Raw genomic sequence first — 16,532 nt, forward strand, 5'->3', positions numbered from 1 at the left:
ATATGACTCCGCATTCTCGCGGCGCCTTGCGTCCGAGCTTTGCGTCTCGTTCCACCCTCCTCGATATCAGAGGGCGCAGGGAAAGCCGGGTGCCGGTTGCACCCGTGGGTCCCGTGCAACAAAAAGCACGGGGGTAGGACCACAGGTTCAACCGAAGCAGTCCGGCTTTCCCTGCGCGATGGTTTACGGCTTACTTCGTACTCTCCCCGGTGACCGGGCTTTTTTGCCACCGTCACTCTGCGGATGCTTGATCCACAGAACTTAGCGCCAGCGTCGGGGCGCCAGGACCACACGACTTCGCCGTCCGTGATGTGTGTGCTCGTCACTCACACGCTTCACGTCCACCGCATCTCACCGCAACGTTCGTGACGATCGCGAGCCGCCCCTCATCCGCCGTGAGACGCGCCGAGTTAAATCACTGATTTGCCCGACGGGTTAAGCGGTTTATTTTTCGCGTCAAGGCTGGACCGGGCAAATCACATTGAAATAATTCATGAAATTCGTCCAAAAGTGACTCCGCGCACAGGCTCGGGCCGCTCACGACTGGCCTCCACTATCGGCTCGTCGTGAACCCTGCCTATAACGGCGATCGCGGTCCGGTCTCGATCCTCTCGGCCGCGTGCACGCCGGGTTCTGACCAGAGGTGGCTCATGACGTTTCAGGATATCCGCAGCGCCGTCCTCGGGCAAAACTCGCTTCGGCCCAATGTCTGGGATCTCGTGGCGCTGCTGCTCTTGATCGGCGTCCTAGTGCTGATCGTCTATGGCGGCAAGCAGACGATTGAGCCGCTGTCGGAGCTCGAGCGTACGCCGGTTACGCTCGATCCGCGCAATCTTCCGCTCTATGCGCTGCGGACCACGATGCGGATGCTGCTGGCGATCGTTTGCTCGACGGTCTTCACCTTCATCTATGCCACGCTCGCCGCCAAGAGCCAGCGCGCTGAGATCGTGCTGATCCCGCTGCTCGATATCCTGCAATCGGTGCCGATCCTCGGCTTCCTGACCTTCACGGTCGTGTTCTTCATGAACCTGTTCCCGGGGCAGGTGCTGGGTGCCGAGCTGGCCTGCGTGTTCGCGATCTTCACCAGCCAGGCCTGGAACATGACCTTCAGCATGTATCAGTCGCTGCGCAGCGTGCCGAAGGATCTCGAGGAAGCGACGCAGAGCTTTCACCTCTCCGGCTGGCAGCGGTTCTGGCGACTGGATGTGCCCTTTGCGATGCCGGGCCTGATCTGGAACGCGATGATGTCGATGTCCGGCGGCTGGTTCTTCGTGGTGGCATCGGAGGCGATCACCGTGGGCAACACGACGGTCACCCTGCCCGGCGTCGGCTCCTATGTGGCGCTGGCCATTCAAGAGCAGAACCTGCCGGCGATCGTCTATGCGCTGATGACCATGCTTCTCGTCATCATCGCCTACGACCAGCTCCTGTTTCGCCCGATCGTGGCCTGGGCCGACAAATTCCGCTTCGAGCAGACTGCCTCCACCGAGCCACCGACGTCCTGGATGCTCGACCTCTTCAGGCGTACGCGCGCGCTGCGCGCGTTGACCTATCCGCTTGGCGCTGCGAACAAGGTCATTTCGACCCTCCGCATCAGCGTGCCTGCGGTACTGCGGACGCAAGGCAAGAGCAGCCAGCCCTCCCGCCTCGTCGACGGCATATGGGTGGCAGTGGTCGCCGCCGTGACGAGCTACGCGACCTGGAAGATCTATCAATATCTCTCCGCCACGCTCGGCTGGTCTGACGTGACCACTACGGTTGCATATGGATTCGTCACGCTCGCGCGCGTGGTCGTGCTGATTGCGCTGGCAACGATCATATGGGTACCGATCGGCGTCTGGATCGGGCTGCGGCCGAAACTCGCCGAACGCATACAGCCGCTCGCGCAGTTCCTGGCGGCGTTCCCGGCCAACCTGGCCTTTCCCGTGTTTGTCGTGCTGATCGTGCATTTCGGATTGAATCCGAACATCTGGCTCAGCCCGCTGATGATCCTCGGCACCCAGTGGTACATCCTGTTCAACGTGATCGCCGGCGCCGCCGCCTTCCCGAGCGATTTGCGGGAAGCCGCCGGCAGTTTCCATCTGAAGGGATGGCGCTGGTGGGTGAAGGTGATCCTGCCCGGCATTTTCCCCTACTACGTCACCGGAGCGATCACCGCCTCGGGCGGATCGTGGAACGCTTCGATCGTCGCGGAAGTCGCAAGCTGGGGCGACACCCATCTGACCGCGATCGGCCTCGGCTCCTATATCGCGCGAGCGACCGAAGCCGGCGATTTTCCGAAGGTCGTGCTCGGCATCGCCGTCATGTGCGTGATGGTGACGCTGTTCAATCGCCTGCTGTGGCGGCAGCTCTATGCCTTTGGCGAGCGTCGTCTTCGTCTCGGCTGACATCCAGAGCCGTTCAGCCTCGAAGATCGGGGTTAGAGCATGATGTCATTTGGTTGAATCGGCGTGACCGCGGTTGTCCACCTCTCCCATAGGGAGAGGTGGGCGCGCAGCGCCGGGTGAGGGGTTACGGTTCCTCGATGGAGCTCATCCCCCTCACCCGGATCGCATCTCACGATGCGATCCGACCTCTCCCCGTCGGGGAGAGGTAAGGCACCTCCGACGTGGCGCCAATTCGACCTGATCTCATCATGCTCTAGCGTCCCCAACGGTCCTCCCAGAGCTTTTCGCCGATCTGGCAATCGATCCTTGGTTCCTTCGCGGCGGCGGGAACGACCTTCTGCTCGGGGTCACGTCCGGCCACTTCGAGCACCAGCTTGGTGCGAATGGCTTCCTTGAATCGTTCGCGATCCTTGATTGCCACGACGAAGGAGCCGGGGCCGCCGATGACGCAATCCTCGTAGTACCAATCGAGATTGTCGATATCCATCATTGAATGGGACGGCTCCTTGATCATGATGGGCAGGCCGTTGATGACGATGCCTTTCGCCAGCGCCTGGTCGCGAGCGGGCGTGACAGGTGGCCCGTTGTTGTTCGGACCGTCGCCGGAAACATCGATGACACGCCGAAAGCCGCGGTTAGGGTCCTCGTCGAAGAGCGGCGTCCCGAACAGGATTGCGCCCGAAATTGAGGTGCGTGACCCGCGCCGGATTGGCGCCTGCATGATTTCGCTGGCGACTGCGTCAGCCGTCTCGGGGCCGTCGATCACGCGCCAGGGAATGATCACCCGTTGGTCGCCGAACGCCGACCATTCGAAGTAGGTCAGGGCGATCTTTCCGTTCGGGCCCCCCTTCAGCGCCTGCAAAAATTGCCTGGAAACGATGGCCTCAGCATAACCCTCGCGCTGCACCGTGAGCTCGTCCGTATCCATGGAATAGGAGACGTCGGCCGCAATGATAAGTTCGATATCGACGGAAGGCGGGCCCTGCCGGTCGGCAAGTGCCGGTGGCTGACCAGGCGCTGCAGCGCCGGCGGCGCCCGCGAGCATGCCGGCGGCCAACACCGCTGCGATCGAGATGCACCATCGCATCGCGGACCTCCTCGATCGGTAGCCCCGATATGATGGTGACACGCAAGTTTCACAGGGCAAAGCGGAGAGATTGGCGACTCGGTATCCATATTTCGGAATTCCCCAAGCCATGACTGCCTAAAAGTGCGCCGCGCTGCCCATCCAGTCTGGAACCGCCGGTCCGCCATTCCGAAACGCGGGATTGTGCATTGCAGCACGATCGTTATGTTGCGGCTCCGCAAAAGGATGCTACGTGTCTGAAATCAATGCCGAGGCCTGGGTATCGTCAGGCCACCGCCCGATGGGCTTCCCCGAATTTGTCATTGCGATCGCATCGATCATGGCGCTGAACCCGCTGGCCATGGACATGATGCTGCCGGCGCTGCCCAGCATCGGCGCCGCATTCAACATTGCCGACGCCAACCATCCGCAGATGGTGCTGTCCACCTTCCTGATCGGCTTCGGTGTCGGACAGTTCGTGATGGGCCCGTTGTCGGATCGCTTCGGCCGCCGTCCGGTGCTGCTCGGCGGCATGGTCGTCTATGGTGTCGCAAGCCTGCTCGCGATCGCGGCGCCATCCTTCGAGACGTTGCTGCTCGCGCGTGCGCTGCAGGGCCTCGGCACGTCGGCAACGCGTGTGATCGCCACCTCGATCGTGCGCGACTGTTACGCAGGACGACGCATGGCGAGCGTGATGTCGCTCGCGATGATGGTCTTCATCGCGGTGCCTGTGGTCGCGCCGTCGTTCGGCCAGGCGGTGCTGCTGCTGACGCAGTGGCGCGGCATTTTCGTTGCACTGATGCTGTACGGCGTGATCGCGCTGATCTGGAGCGCATTGCGCATGCCGGAAACGCTACCGGTGGAGGAGCGCAAGTCGCTTCGGCTTGGCGAGGTGCTTGGCGCCTTCCGGCAGACCATCAGCAACCGCCAGACGCTGGGCTATGCGTTGGCATGCGGCGGCGTGTGGGGCGCGATGTTCGCGTTCGTGTTCTCCTCGCAGCAGGTGTTCACCGATATCTACCGGCTCGGCCACTACTTCCCGCTCGCATTCGCCGCCATTGCGACCGGCGTCGCTATCGCCGGTTTTCTCAACTCCCGCATCGTCGGCCGCCTCGGCATGCGCGTGATCTCGCACGGCGCATTGGCGGGATTTCTGCTGGTTGCCGCCGTCATGCTGGCGGCGGTGAAGCTGCAAATGCTGCCCTTACCGTTGTTCATGCTGCTGTCGGCGCTGATGATGTTCACCTTCGGCCTGATGATGGCGAACTTCACGGCGCTCGCCATGGAGCCGCATGGCCATATCGCAGGCACCGCGTCGTCGCTGTACGGATCGATCACGACATTGCTCGGCATCGGCGTCGGGATGGCGATCGGCCAGAGCTATGACGGCACGCTGCTGCCGTTCTCGACCGGCTTCTTCCTCTGCGCGCTGGCGGCACTCGCCATCGCGGCTGTGACGGAAAAGGGCCGCCTGTTCCGGCCGCATCATCACGCGGTGTAGCCGCGCAGGTCTGATGATTTTCTCAAATCGAGGAAATGGCTCGGATTCACCTCGCCCCGCCCGCGGGGAGAGGTCGAAATTCAAGCCAACGGGTCGGCGCGAAGCGCCGCCCGATGACAGGCTCCGCTTGAATTTCGGGTGAGGGGGAGCCTCCGCAAACACCGCCGTCATCGTGTTCGCGGATAGAGCCCCTCACCCCAACCCTCTCCCCGTAAGAACGGGGAGAGGGAGCGCAGCATTCATCGTGGCAGCAAAGCGACGGCGGCTTATTTTCCGTTGCGCACCTGGATCACCAGCGCGCTCAGGCGGGCGTTCAGTTTGTTGTAATCGACATTCGCGCCGCCCAGGCCGGCCATGCATCTGCGCCTGCATCCGCCGCCACCGCCGCCGCCATCACCACGGGCCGGCTCGCCGAAGGTGGCGACGGGAACGCTGCCGGTAACCTGGAAGCCGCGCGCCATCAGCCGCGAGCGCACCGCGAGGCAATAGCTCACCGACAGATGGGAGAAGCGCGTCTCGCCATGGCCGGCGCGGTATTTCATCACGGCGGTGCAGAGATCGCCACGGGCGAGTCGCCATGCCTGGGCGAGGTAGGTCACCCCATAGCGGATGTTGGTCTCGGGCACGGCGAGCTCGGCATTGGTGCCGGTGAAGCCAAGCATCCGCGCCGTCGAGGGCAACACCTGCATCAATCCGATTTCACCGACGCCGCCGATCGCGCCCGCATTGTAGCCGCTCTCCACGCCCATCACGGCTTCCGCGATCTCGGGCGCAAGACCCGTGCCGGCGGTCTGCTTCTCGATCAGCTCGCGATAGCGGGAGCGAGGCTGCGCGCTTGAGGTTGAGGTCGCGCCCCCTCGCGCCGGGGGCAACCCGACCTTGGCATTCTCGCGCCATCGCCGTTCGATGGCGGACGGCGTCTCGGCCGGCGCAGCTTCCTTGGCTGGCGCAGCTTCGGCTGGCGCAGCTTCCTTTTCAGGCTCGCTTGCCGCCTCGGCAGCGGGGGATTCCTCCGCCGCCGCGGGTGACGTATCGGCGAACGCGAGAGCGCTTGTCAGCGCGAGGCCGACGCCGGTCGCCAGTGCAAGCAACCAGCCGCGCGACAGCCTGGTCTGCCGATGCCCCCGCACGCCCCCGCCTCGCTCACTCTGTAGATCGAAGCCGCAGGCGAAGACGCAGCGGCTGAAGCATGTCGGGAGGCGGCGCGCCGGCATTGGCGGAGGCAAGCAGCGGACGCAACCGGCCGGCAAGCTCGGGATCCATGCTGCTGTCGAACGCGATGCGGTCCATCCTGCCGTCGGGCAGGATCGAGGCGCTCACGACGAATGTCAGCGGCTTGTTCTCCTTCTCTCGCCCCGCCGCGAAGGTCACAAGCCACCGCGACGTGTCGCCGTCGGCATCGATCTGCTGCTGAAAGGCCCCCTGCAGCCGGGACGCATAGTCGCGCCACGCGGCGGGCGCCTCGGACGCGGCCTTGTAGTCCGTGCTTTGCGCCGTAGCCGGCGCGCGCCCGGCGGAAAGGCCGAGCGCCACGAGACCGAAGGAACGCAGCAGACGCCGCAGCCTGCCCGGATTCCCGTTCATGATCTGGGATTTCGATGCCATCGTTTCCGTGCCGAATGCTGTTAGCGGGCAGCGCCTGCCGATTGCGTCAGCTCGCCAGCGATGCGGGATAGAGCGATTTCGTTGATCGCGGGCGGATTCTGCTCGAGCGCGCGCGCAAGATAGGCGCGGCGATTCAGCTCGGCACGCTGCGCCCGCAGGCGCTGGACCAGGGTGTCGCGCACGTCGGCAAGCGCCATGGTTTCGGACGGCTTGGTCTCGATCAGCTTGACGATGTGATAGCCGTCGGCGAGCTTGATCGGCTCGCTCACGCTATTGACGGCCATTCCCATCACGCGGCTCTTGATCTCGGGAACGAGCTGCGGCTCGGGCAGCCAGCCGAGATCGCCGCCCTTGTCCGCGAGCTCGCGCTGGTCGCTGGTGTCCTTGGCGATCTGGGCGAAGTCCGCCTTCGGCTGCTTCAGCTTGGCCTGGATGTCCGCGACCTTCGCCTTGGCCTTCTCCTCGGCCGCGGCGTCCGCTCCTTCCGCCAGCGCGACATAGATCTGGGCGAGATGAAAGCGGCGCGGCATGATCAGCGCGCCTTTGTTGGCGTCATAGGTCTTCTGGATTTCCGCCTCATCCGGATAATTCTCCGGCGGCACCGACGCCGACTGCAGGTAGGTCTCGAAGATGGCCTCCTCACGCAGCTTGGCGAGCTGAGCGACGACGGCCGGTTGGTCCTGCCACTTCTTGTCTGTGGCTTCCTTGAGGACGAGCTGCCTTGCAAACATCGCGCGGAGCGTCTGGTTGAGAAGCGCGGGATCGCGTGCGAGCGCGGCGCGCTGTTCGGGCCCGACGGCGGCGAGGAAAGCGCGGATTTCCGACGCGGAGACGTCACGTCCGCCAACGCGCGCGACCGGCTCGTTGCCGGGCGCCGCCGCCTCGGCCTGCGGCGCCGGGGCGGCCGGCTGGGCCGCTGCAACAGGCGCTGGCGCTGCGGCAGGCGCCTTCGGCTTCACCACCCGCTGCGGTGCCGCCGGGGGAGGATTTTGCGCGAAAGTGGGTTCAGCCCCGCCCAATGCGCCGGCCAGTCCGACGATCGCCAACGCCACGAGGTGACGGCCGACACGATCGCGATGGTATCGCGGTGCTGGGCGTTCAAACGCAGGACGAAAGGCAATCATAGTGACCTCAGGGTTCGATCTTCTGGTTCAGAATCCGGTCGCCGTAGTCCTGCGACAACGTTCTGGACCTCGACGCGGCGGAAGCCGAGTAGCGGTTCGCTAGCCACTACTCACCAAATGTCACATTTTCATAACAGTCCACCAGTTCGCGACCGGTCTTGGCCGGTTGCTGGTATCTCTGTACGTACCTGGCGGATCAGCGCCGGGAAGGCTCGTGGGCGAGAAGGTTCTTGTAGACCTTTCCGCCTTTCATGATGACGAGGAAATTCTTCGCCGGATCTTCCACGAGCCTGATGTTGTCGATCGGATTGCCGTCGACCAGCAGGAGGTCGGCGAGCGCGCCCTCCTCCACCACGCCCAGCTTGCCGGGATATGGGTTTCGGGGTCCGGACAGACTGAGCAATTCGGCATTCATCGATGTCGCCATTGTCAGCGCTTCAGCCGGCGTGTACCAGCGCGTGAGGTCGGCTAGCATGGCGCCTTGCCGCTCCGCCAGCGCCTGAGAGAACAGAATGTCAGTGCCGAAGGCAGTCTTGATTCCGTATTTCTTTGCCAGCGCGTAGACTCTGTCCGTGCCGGCAACCACCTGCCGCATCTTCGCCTGCTCCGACGGCCCGAGCGCACTTGCGCCCGCCAGATCTAGGAAAGGTTGCGTGCTCAACCAGATTCCTTTCTCCGCCATGAGGCGCGCCGTAGCCTCGTCCATCAGGTGGCCGTGCTCTACGCACTTTGCTCCCGCCGCAATCGAGCGCTGGATCGAAACCGGCGTATAGGCGTGCACGGCCACATAGGTGCCCCAGTTCTCGGCAGCTTCGACGGCGGCACGCAGCTCGGGCTCGGTGAAGGTGGATACATCGAGCGGGCTGAACGGCGAAGCGACGCCACCGCCCGCGGTGAGCTTGACCTGTGAGGCCCCCTGCATGAGCTGCTCTCGCGCGCGCACACGAACCTCATCCGGACTGTCCGCGACCATGCTGCCGCCAATTCTTTCCATGCGGCTGAGCATGCCGCCGATCGTTCTTGGCAGATCGGTAAGCTGCCGGAAATCGCCATGGCCGCCGGTGATGGTGATCACGGCACCAGACGGATAGATGCGAGGGCCGGCGACGAGGCCATCGTCAATCGCGCGCTTGAGCCCAAAGCTCGGCCCGCCCATGTCGCGAATGGTGGTGAAGCCCCGCATCAGCGTGGCGGTGGCTTCCGCTGCCGCAAGGAGATTGTTGTAGCCGACGTCGTCAGCCAGAGTATCCGCCGGCGTCGGGCGCACCAACATCGCATGCCAATGCGCGTCGATCAGCCCGGGCATCAGCACGCGTTCGCCGCCGTCGATCACCTGAGCGTCAGCCTTGATCGCTGCAACCGAAATCTTCTCGATCTTGTTGTCCCGGACCAGGACATTGGACGGCGCGGAGAGCGCGGCGTTCTTTCCGTCAAAGATGCGAACGTTCTGGAACAGCACGGCGGACGCTTGTTGAGCCTGCGCAATCGGCAAAGCCGCGAGGTACATTCCAATTGAAGCCAGGAGCGCAGCAATGAAAGCTCGACCCGGCTTCCTCAAACCTGCCATGACTGATCTCCACCAATGGCGCATAGCGCAAGGTTCGCATTCTTGTTGTGCGGGAGGGGAACGCCCGACGTGATCGCCGGCGATTAGCGACGTACTGCCAGTCTTCGTCGATCGACGGCTGCTACCCCGTTCTGACAGCCGGCAGCCAGGCAAGGGTCAGCCATCCGATGCCGTGAGACAAGAGGTCGATGCCGAGCAGCAATCCGATCACCCATGTCCCGGTGGCCGGAAATCCCGTGAGGATGATGAGACCTGCCACAACACCGAACAGCCCGGACACCAGAATGATCCAGCCGAACTGCTGCCAATGGCTGATGCCGACCAGGATGCGGATGAACCCCGAGATCAGAAGCAGCAGACCGAGGACAAGGGTCAGGATCAGCGCACTGGTCAGCGGCTGGGTCACCAGCACGATGCCGAATGCAAGATAGAGCGCGCCGAGCAGCAGTTGCCACACGAACCCTCCCCAACCCTTGGTCCAGAAAGCGTGAATGATCTCGAATCCGCCGGCGAAAATCGCCATCCAGCCGATGAAAATGGTGCTGATCACGGTGAACAGCGCGAGATCTCCCAGGACCAGCAGGCCCGCGACGATCATGACGATTCCGAGCAGGATGCACACCCATAAAGGCGGTGTCGGCAGCCCCGTCAGGCGCATCGTAGAACCATTGTCATAGGTGGTCATGTCATTCTCCTCGATTTCAAGAGCACTCGACCCCGTTGCGCATCAGGCGGTTCGCCCGCTTTCGCTCGCCGTCTCGTCGCTCGGAATCTCTCCCGGTCGATAGTTCGGCAGCCGCCCGGCCGGAATGATCGACACAAGTGCCAGCGCAGCCATGACCAGCAGGCCGATTTTCAAGGCGCGCAGACGCGCCTCCGTGTTGACGCGCACCGCCTCGGCGACCTCTGCCGGGGATGCACTGGTATCGGCAAGGACAGTCTGAAGCCGGTCATTGCTGACGAAATTGATGTTGTCGAGATCGACCTGCGCTTGAAGTTCGGGCGTGAGCTTGGGGCTCGCGGCGATGCCGGTCAGCGCGATCGAACTCAACAGACCGACAAGGAGCGCGCCCGCCACTGCCGTCCCGACAGCGGCAGCGAGGTTGTTGGTGGTGCCGCGCAGCGATCCGACATCCCCTGCGAGTTCCTTGGGAGAAGCCGTGACCAGCACGTTGAACAGCAGCGTGACGAGCGCGCCTTGCCCGATACCAAAGACAACGAGCCCGAGCAGCACGGGCACCTCGCTCCAGTCGTTGCGCACAACGAATGCGAGCCACAACAGCGCGACTGTACAAAGGATGAAGCCGGCTCGCCCGATCTGCCGCGGCGTCAGCCTGTCATAGACATGCACGATCAGCATCGCGGCAAAGAATACTGTAAGGTTGAACGGCATCATCGCCACCGCAGTGGCAATCGGGCTGCGACCCTGCACGATCTGAATGTAGAGCGGGACGGAGAAGTTGAGCGCGGCCTCCAGCGCGACGACGGCGAACATCGCGTAGACGGCCGCTCGTTCTTCCGGCGAATCGATCACCTGAAGCGCAAGCAGAGGAGTCTTGCCTGCCTCCTGGCGTCTGTGTGTCCACATCAGAAACGCCTGGCCGAGCACGACGCCCGCCACGATCAGGATCGGGGCGGGAGACAAGCCAAGAAAGCTGAACGGCGCGTTCGGGCTCGCCAACGCGAGCCCCCATCTGTTCAGATTATTGAAGCCGAAGCTGATGAGAATGATCGCGGCTGCTGCAAGTATGACGCCAACGAGATCAATCTCCACATCCGGCCGGCCGTGATCGCGCCTGAGCCGGAAGCTGAGGAAAAACACGATGGCGGAAACGGCGATGAGAATTCCGAACACCGGCCGCCAGCCGATATAGGTGCCGAGTACGCCGCCGATGATGAATGCGAGCACGCCGGCCGCTGCACGTGCAGAACCGAGCGCACCCACCGCGGTCGCCTGCTGGCGTCCGGTGTAGTTCTCGGCAATGAGGGCCACCAGCGAGGGCACGATGACGGCGCCGGCGGCGCCGCAGAGCGCCTGCGCCGTGATCATCACGACTGCCGTCGGGCTGAACGTCATCATGACCTGAGATATGAAGAACAGCACGACGGCCGCGCGGAACACCTGTAGGGCGCCGTAGCGCTGCGCCAGCTTGGCACCCAGCATGACGAAGCCGGCGACCAGCATGGAATAGGCCACGATGCCGGTCGCGACCGTGGTCGGAGGAACGCCGAAGCTTTTGACCATTCCCCCCATCGCCACCGGCAGCGAAGCGACGTTGAACGACATGATCATCTGGCCGAGCGCGATCGCGATCATGGGAATCCATGATGCGCGTTCCTCCTCATGGATGCCGCCGATCGAGATTGTCTGTGTCACTCTGGCGTCCTCCGATTTGCCCGGGCTTTCAGGATCGGCTAGCTGGATAGGACGCCGATCCAGTCAACATTGGTCAGTCTTCCGGTTGCGAAACGAACAGATCCATGCCCAATCGCTGCGACAGGAATTTCGCGGCGAGTTGCCCTCTCACGCTGTTGCCGGCCGCATCCAGCGGCGGCGCGAACGTGCCGAAGCCGCCTTTTCCGGGAGAAACCGCGACAATGCCGCCGCCGATCCCGCTCTTTCCCGGCAGGCCGATGTCGTAAAGCCAGTCGCCTGACGTCTCATACAATCCGGCCGTGATCATCACGGCCAAGGCGTAATGACAGACCGCAGCGTCGACCACGCGCTGCTTCGTGATCGGGTTCATTCCACCGTCCGCCAGCGTCGCGCCCATCACGGCGAGGTCTTTGGCGGTCACGTTCAGCGAACACTGCCGCGTGTAGAGATCGGTCGCCTGTTTGGCGTCGCAATAGATCCGGTCGTAGCTCTCGAGCAGCCGCGCGATACTGCGATTGCGAAAATTGGTCTCTGACGCGGAGGCGTAGACCTCTTCGTTGAGTGGAAGCTTGCGGCCCGCGAAGCGCGACAGCCCGCCGTGGATGAACTCCCACTGCGCCTCGGCGGACCTGCCTGGCGCCAAGCTCGTCGTCGCGATGGCGCCCGCATTCACCATCGGATTGGTACGCCCCTCCCCGCGCTCGATCGCGGCAAGCGAGTTGAACGGAAGTCCGGTGGCGTTGGCGCCGAGCTTTGCGCGTGCCTCTTCGGGGCCAATGGTCTCGCAGATCAGCGCGAAGACGAACGGCTTCGACACGCTCATGATGGAGAATTCGTAGTCTATGTCGCCCGCGCCGTAGACATGCCCATCGGTTGCAACGACACAAACGCCGAACAGTTCGCTGGGCACTCGGGCGAGCGCCGGGTAGACCTGCGAATTGTGGCCGTCGGCGTTCGATTTAATACGCCGGTGCGCGTCTTCCACCAGCGACTGCACCATCTCGGGATTAGGTAGATGACCGGTCGAAACGTAAGGCCGTTCATCGATCGCCGATGGTGACACCATCGCACCACTCCGCCGAACCGGGCTATGTTATTGATCTAACGCCCACGTTTAATGCGAGTCAATCTGCAACCGATGCAGCAATTTGCTGATAGACCAGCAAATGTGCCGGCTGCCATCGAGTTCTCTCACGCGCGCAAGGCTCCAACACTCGTTAGGTAAGGCACACTGTCGCAATCGACATCGCCCGCAATTGAATCAAAGAGCAGCCATTGACTGCAGAATCCGAACGCCGGGAAATTTGCAAGGTGGCCGCCTGAGTGTACGATTGCGTCACTCACGCGAGCCTGCCGCTGACCTGAGAAAAAAGGACGCGACGAGAAACTGGAGAAGGCGGGACATCATCTGAACAGCGAGGCTGATCATGGTGGCAAGTACGAGTGACGGACACTTTCTGCTGGTGAAGAAGCTTGGTGGGTTGGTCGCGGTTATCATCGGATGCCTGCTGACGGCAGTTGGCGTGACGTTTGAATCCACCAGCACGACGACTGTCGGCGTTCTCTTTCTTGTTCTTGGCGCCGTCCTGCTCACCCTCAAGATCATCAGACGGAATCAAGGAAGCCCGCTCGGATAGCTGGCTTGCGGCGTTGAGAATGAGGATGAGCCCGCAGCGATAGCGGTTCACTTCGTTCGCCAGTTCGGACAATGGGCGGTTGTTGACGATCGGCAGTCCGCGTTACCAGGCGCGTGCCTCCGCACATGTGCCCTAAAGGTAAGAGCGAGTCGCTTAAGCCGATAGCGAGTCAATCAAGTCTAGGACCCTCCCCGCCTACCCACCCTCGACTTGCTGACCTTGAAGTCCGCTTTGCCCCAAGAGCAGACGCAGGATGTAAGTCGCATTTTGAACCCGGAACGGACATGGAAAGGGTCCGATCGCTTTGTCGCTAAGGCGGGAAAACGCGCCCTGAAAGAAAACAGCAAAAATAACTATCCCCGAAGCAAGGATGACCCTGGTTGCCGATATGACCTGCCAAAGTTGAGCGTCGAGGGCAGTCCCGGTACGCTAGAAGCGTCCAAAATGCTCAATAATAGGCGCAATTGGCTTGGCCTTGAGATCCTTGAAATCCAATGGAACTCATCAAGGATATCAGCTCACGATTGCGCGACATTTAATTCTGCTTTAATATTTTAAATTCATCACCATTTAAATTGGGAGCAATCGAATGAAAGCCATAGTAGCGTCGGTCGCCCTGTCGATGCTTATTTTGTCACCGGCCTTGGCCGATCAAGGTGGGATCCCCAATGGTGGCGTCGGCAATGGCAACGGTAACGGCAACGAAAAACACGCACAAGGTGCTCCTGCCCCGCTTCTAGGCGCCGGCATTCCCGCGCTTGCGATCGGACTAGGCTATGGCGCTTATTGGCTCGTGCGCCGCCGCCGTAGCGGTAGCTGATTTTTCGAGAGACTTACACAGATTGAAACGAGGCCGTTGTATGGCGGCCTCTTTAATCGCTAGGAGATAGCCATGGTCAGGCGCATTCCCATTACTCCGGGCGACTTAACGGATCATCAGATAGGCACAGACGACATTTTGGTCGGCTTCCCAGACGGGACCAACGTCGTATATGGCGACGCCGGCGGAAGTCTCCTGGATCACGCCATCGGTGGTGATGATACTCTCACCGCGCAACTTGTCTTCAACGGTGCCCTGCCGACCCCCGTTACATTCAACATGTTTGGTGATGCGGTCGGAAATATTTCCGATCATGCCAGGGGCGGCGATGATACCTTGTCCGCTCAAATCACTAGCGAACTATCGCTGACTACATCTACGATTACTGTGAACATGTACGGCGATGCGGGCGGGAGCATTTCCGACCATGCGATCGCTGGCAATGATACGCTGAACGTTCAGCTCACCGGGTTTTTTACCCCGATACCCGTCAATGTTTACGCTGACGCCGGTGGCGATTTGTCAGATCACGCCATTGGTGGTCATGACAGGATCACGCTCGCGCTCGGAGAAGGGCATTTTACAGACACCGTTTACGGCGATGCCGGCGGCAATCTTTCCGGCTCCGCCCAAGGGGGCAACGACACATTGACGGCCAGTAACGGACCAGAGAGAACGTTGCGGTTCTATGGTGACGCCGGCGGCGACATGTCTGACCATGCCCACGGCGGCAATGACAGTTTCACAAAAAACGGCTCCTCTGAAACCAACAATTATTTCTACGGCGATGCCGGAGGCGATATGTCGGGCCACGCCGCCGGTGGTAACGACGTTTACACGATGCGCGGCATTGAAACCGACAATTTTTTCTATGGCGACGCTGGCGGCAACATGTCTGATTTTGCCAAGGGTGGCGATGACACCTACAATCAGCTTAGCGGAACTTTTTTCCCAAATTTTTTCTATGGCGATGCTGGCGGAAGCATGTCCGGCAACGCCCAGGGCGGCAACGACACATTCAACAAGACCGGCGGGGAAGGAAGCACATTTTACGGCGATGCTGGCGCCAACATGGGCGATCACGCCGTTGGCGGCGATGATAGCTATAACGGTGGAAACGCCTTCTCACAGGTTCTGAGTGAAGCATTTGGTGATGCCCAGAGCATGTCCGGCAACGCGCAAGGCGGTAACGACACCTTGACCGGATGCAATCTTTCCAACCCACCTCCTGCTGGAACATTCCAATCCCTCCTTATCGGTGATGCGCAGACCATGTCCGGTAATGCGCATGGAGGAACCGACAAATTGATCAGCGGCACTGGAAATGACGATATGTGGGGCGACGCTCAGGTCATCGCGGTGTCCGCCCAAGGCGGCAACGACACGTTCGTGTTCAACTCCAACAACGGTCACGACAAGATCGAGGATTTTGGTCAGGGCTTCTCGAATCTAGGGACCGACCACATCGACGTGTCTGCTCTCGGCATCGAAAATTTCAACCAGCTCAACATCTCGGCCTTTGACCCGACGACCCATGAAAGCACGATCACGTTCAGTGCAGGCAACGACGTGGTTGTCCATAGCGAGGAAGCACTCAGGCCTCAGGATTTCGCATTCGCGACGCACGGCCTCTTGCTGGCCTAAAAGGCGGTGGCCCGGTCCGCTAGCTTCAACCATTGAAGCGGGCCGGGCTTATGTTGGTTGGCCCAGGCCAATTGGTCCGCCGTTGCAGACCTCAAACGGCGCTTCCCGACCTTCGGATTGCCAATTCGATAGAGTTTTAGGCACTAACAGTCATCAAGTGTTAGTGTGTTTTCTTGCACTACTATGCGTCAGCCCTTTCCCCGTATAGAGGTGACGCCGTGAGATTTATAAGATCGACGATCCCCGTCCCGATTTTGTTCGCATTCATTGGCATCATGATTTTTGGCCTGTCCGACGCACTAACCGGAAGGCTCTTGAGCCAGTTCATTTCTGACGTTGCAGTAGCCGCTCTATTATCGGCTCTCTGGGGCGCGGTGATGGGTTATTTGCTCGGCTGGCATGTGGTGAGAAAAAGTGGGCTCCCACCCAGCGCGACGCCATATGACGTAGATGCTGCCTTTATCACGAAGAAGCAAAATACCCCTAGGTAGTAAAGGCAAGCAGCGCCTCGCGCATAGCAACAAGCACCGAGTTTCCGCTCTTGGCCCTTCTGAGACATGCGGGTTTGGCCGAATGTCCGGTTTGCTCCGGAAGCTACCCTCTACGTGAGATGTCGTTTTCACCCGCCCCAGACATCAGGCGATTTTCCGTCTTGTGCCGCTATAGGAGGGATATTGTTGTAAGAGTCGAAAATCGAATAACCCTCTCGCGATAGGTGATCTCTGGACTTCTCTGCTTCTGCGTAGCTTTTCATTGCCACTACGGACGTCCGTGATGAAACGTCCCTCGCGTCGCCCCGCGTAA

13 protein-coding genes are annotated in these 16,532 nt (G+C 61.4%); 4 read left to right on the top strand and 9 right to left on the bottom strand.

What is annotated here, in order from left to right; all coding sequences use genetic code 11:
* Window positions 1-650: 650 nt before the first annotated feature.
* The gene (locus tag AC5ZG1_RS10505; protein WP_496132793.1) at window positions 651-2,387 is read left to right on the top strand and encodes an ABC transporter permease; all 1,737 of its coding nucleotides are present in this window, start codon (window positions 651-653) and stop codon (window positions 2,385-2,387) included.
* 253 nt (window positions 2,388-2,640) lie between these two features.
* Here AC5ZG1_RS10505 and AC5ZG1_RS10510 read toward each other — a convergent pair whose 3' ends face one another.
* Window positions 2,641-3,474, bottom strand: coding sequence for a DUF1194 domain-containing protein (locus AC5ZG1_RS10510; protein ID WP_496132794.1), 834 nt, complete (start codon window positions 3,472-3,474; stop codon window positions 2,641-2,643).
* Window positions 3,475-3,706: 232 nt separating this feature from the next.
* Between AC5ZG1_RS10510 and AC5ZG1_RS10515 the strand changes: the two genes are divergently transcribed.
* Window positions 3,707-4,954, top strand: a complete 1,248-nt coding sequence (locus AC5ZG1_RS10515) for a multidrug effflux MFS transporter (RefSeq protein ID WP_496132795.1) — start codon at window positions 3,707-3,709, stop codon at window positions 4,952-4,954.
* Between the two features lie 266 nt (window positions 4,955-5,220).
* On the opposite strand, the gene AC5ZG1_RS10520 is transcribed toward AC5ZG1_RS10515, so the two are convergent.
* From AC5ZG1_RS10520 to AC5ZG1_RS10555, 8 genes are all read right to left on the bottom strand, one after another.
* On the bottom strand, window positions 5,221-6,084 hold the full coding sequence (locus AC5ZG1_RS10520; protein ID WP_496132796.1) for a transglycosylase SLT domain-containing protein: 864 nt from the start codon (window positions 6,082-6,084) through the stop codon (window positions 5,221-5,223).
* Window positions 6,085-6,097: 13 nt separating this feature from the next.
* The gene (locus tag AC5ZG1_RS10525) at window positions 6,098-6,559 is read right to left on the bottom strand and encodes a hypothetical protein (RefSeq protein ID WP_496132797.1); all 462 of its coding nucleotides are present in this window, start codon (window positions 6,557-6,559) and stop codon (window positions 6,098-6,100) included.
* Between the two features lie 20 nt (window positions 6,560-6,579).
* Complete coding sequence (locus AC5ZG1_RS10530) at window positions 6,580-7,611, bottom strand: peptidylprolyl isomerase (protein ID WP_496132798.1); 1,032 nt, start codon at window positions 7,609-7,611, stop codon at window positions 6,580-6,582.
* Between the two features lie 268 nt (window positions 7,612-7,879).
* Window positions 7,880-9,190 (bottom strand): metal-dependent hydrolase family protein, encoded by a 1,311-nt coding sequence (locus AC5ZG1_RS10535; protein WP_496132848.1) that lies wholly within the window; start codon window positions 9,188-9,190, stop codon window positions 7,880-7,882.
* Between the two features lie 181 nt (window positions 9,191-9,371).
* Window positions 9,372-9,935 carry an HdeD family acid-resistance protein gene (locus AC5ZG1_RS10540; protein WP_028165242.1) on the bottom strand — a complete coding sequence of 188 codons (564 nt, stop codon included), beginning with the start codon at window positions 9,933-9,935 and terminating at the stop codon, window positions 9,372-9,374.
* A gap of 42 nt (window positions 9,936-9,977) precedes the next feature.
* Entirely contained in the window at window positions 9,978-11,627 is a 1,650-nt protein-coding gene (locus tag AC5ZG1_RS10545) for an MFS transporter (RefSeq protein ID WP_496132799.1), read from the bottom strand.
* A 73-nt stretch (window positions 11,628-11,700) separates the two neighbouring features.
* A complete protein-coding gene (glsA, locus tag AC5ZG1_RS10550) occupies window positions 11,701-12,693 on the bottom strand; it encodes a glutaminase A (protein ID WP_456645309.1) in 993 nt (330 codons plus the stop codon).
* Window positions 12,694-12,967: 274 nt separating this feature from the next.
* Window positions 12,968-13,336 carry a hypothetical protein gene (locus AC5ZG1_RS10555; protein WP_456645308.1) on the bottom strand — a complete coding sequence of 123 codons (369 nt, stop codon included), beginning with the start codon at window positions 13,334-13,336 and terminating at the stop codon, window positions 12,968-12,970.
* 517 nt (window positions 13,337-13,853) lie between these two features.
* On the opposite strand from AC5ZG1_RS10555, the gene AC5ZG1_RS10560 reads away from it, so the two are divergent.
* Both AC5ZG1_RS10560 and AC5ZG1_RS10565 read left to right on the top strand, forming a co-directional pair.
* The gene (locus AC5ZG1_RS10560; RefSeq protein WP_130230870.1) at window positions 13,854-14,084 is read left to right on the top strand and encodes a hypothetical protein; all 231 of its coding nucleotides are present in this window, start codon (window positions 13,854-13,856) and stop codon (window positions 14,082-14,084) included.
* Between the two features lie 72 nt (window positions 14,085-14,156).
* The gene (locus AC5ZG1_RS10565) at window positions 14,157-15,728 is read left to right on the top strand and encodes an autotransporter outer membrane beta-barrel domain-containing protein (protein ID WP_456647214.1); all 1,572 of its coding nucleotides are present in this window, start codon (window positions 14,157-14,159) and stop codon (window positions 15,726-15,728) included.
* Window positions 15,729-16,532 lie beyond the last annotated feature (804 nt).

The sequence above is a fragment of the Bradyrhizobium sp. Leo78 genome (genome assembly GCF_059512425.1).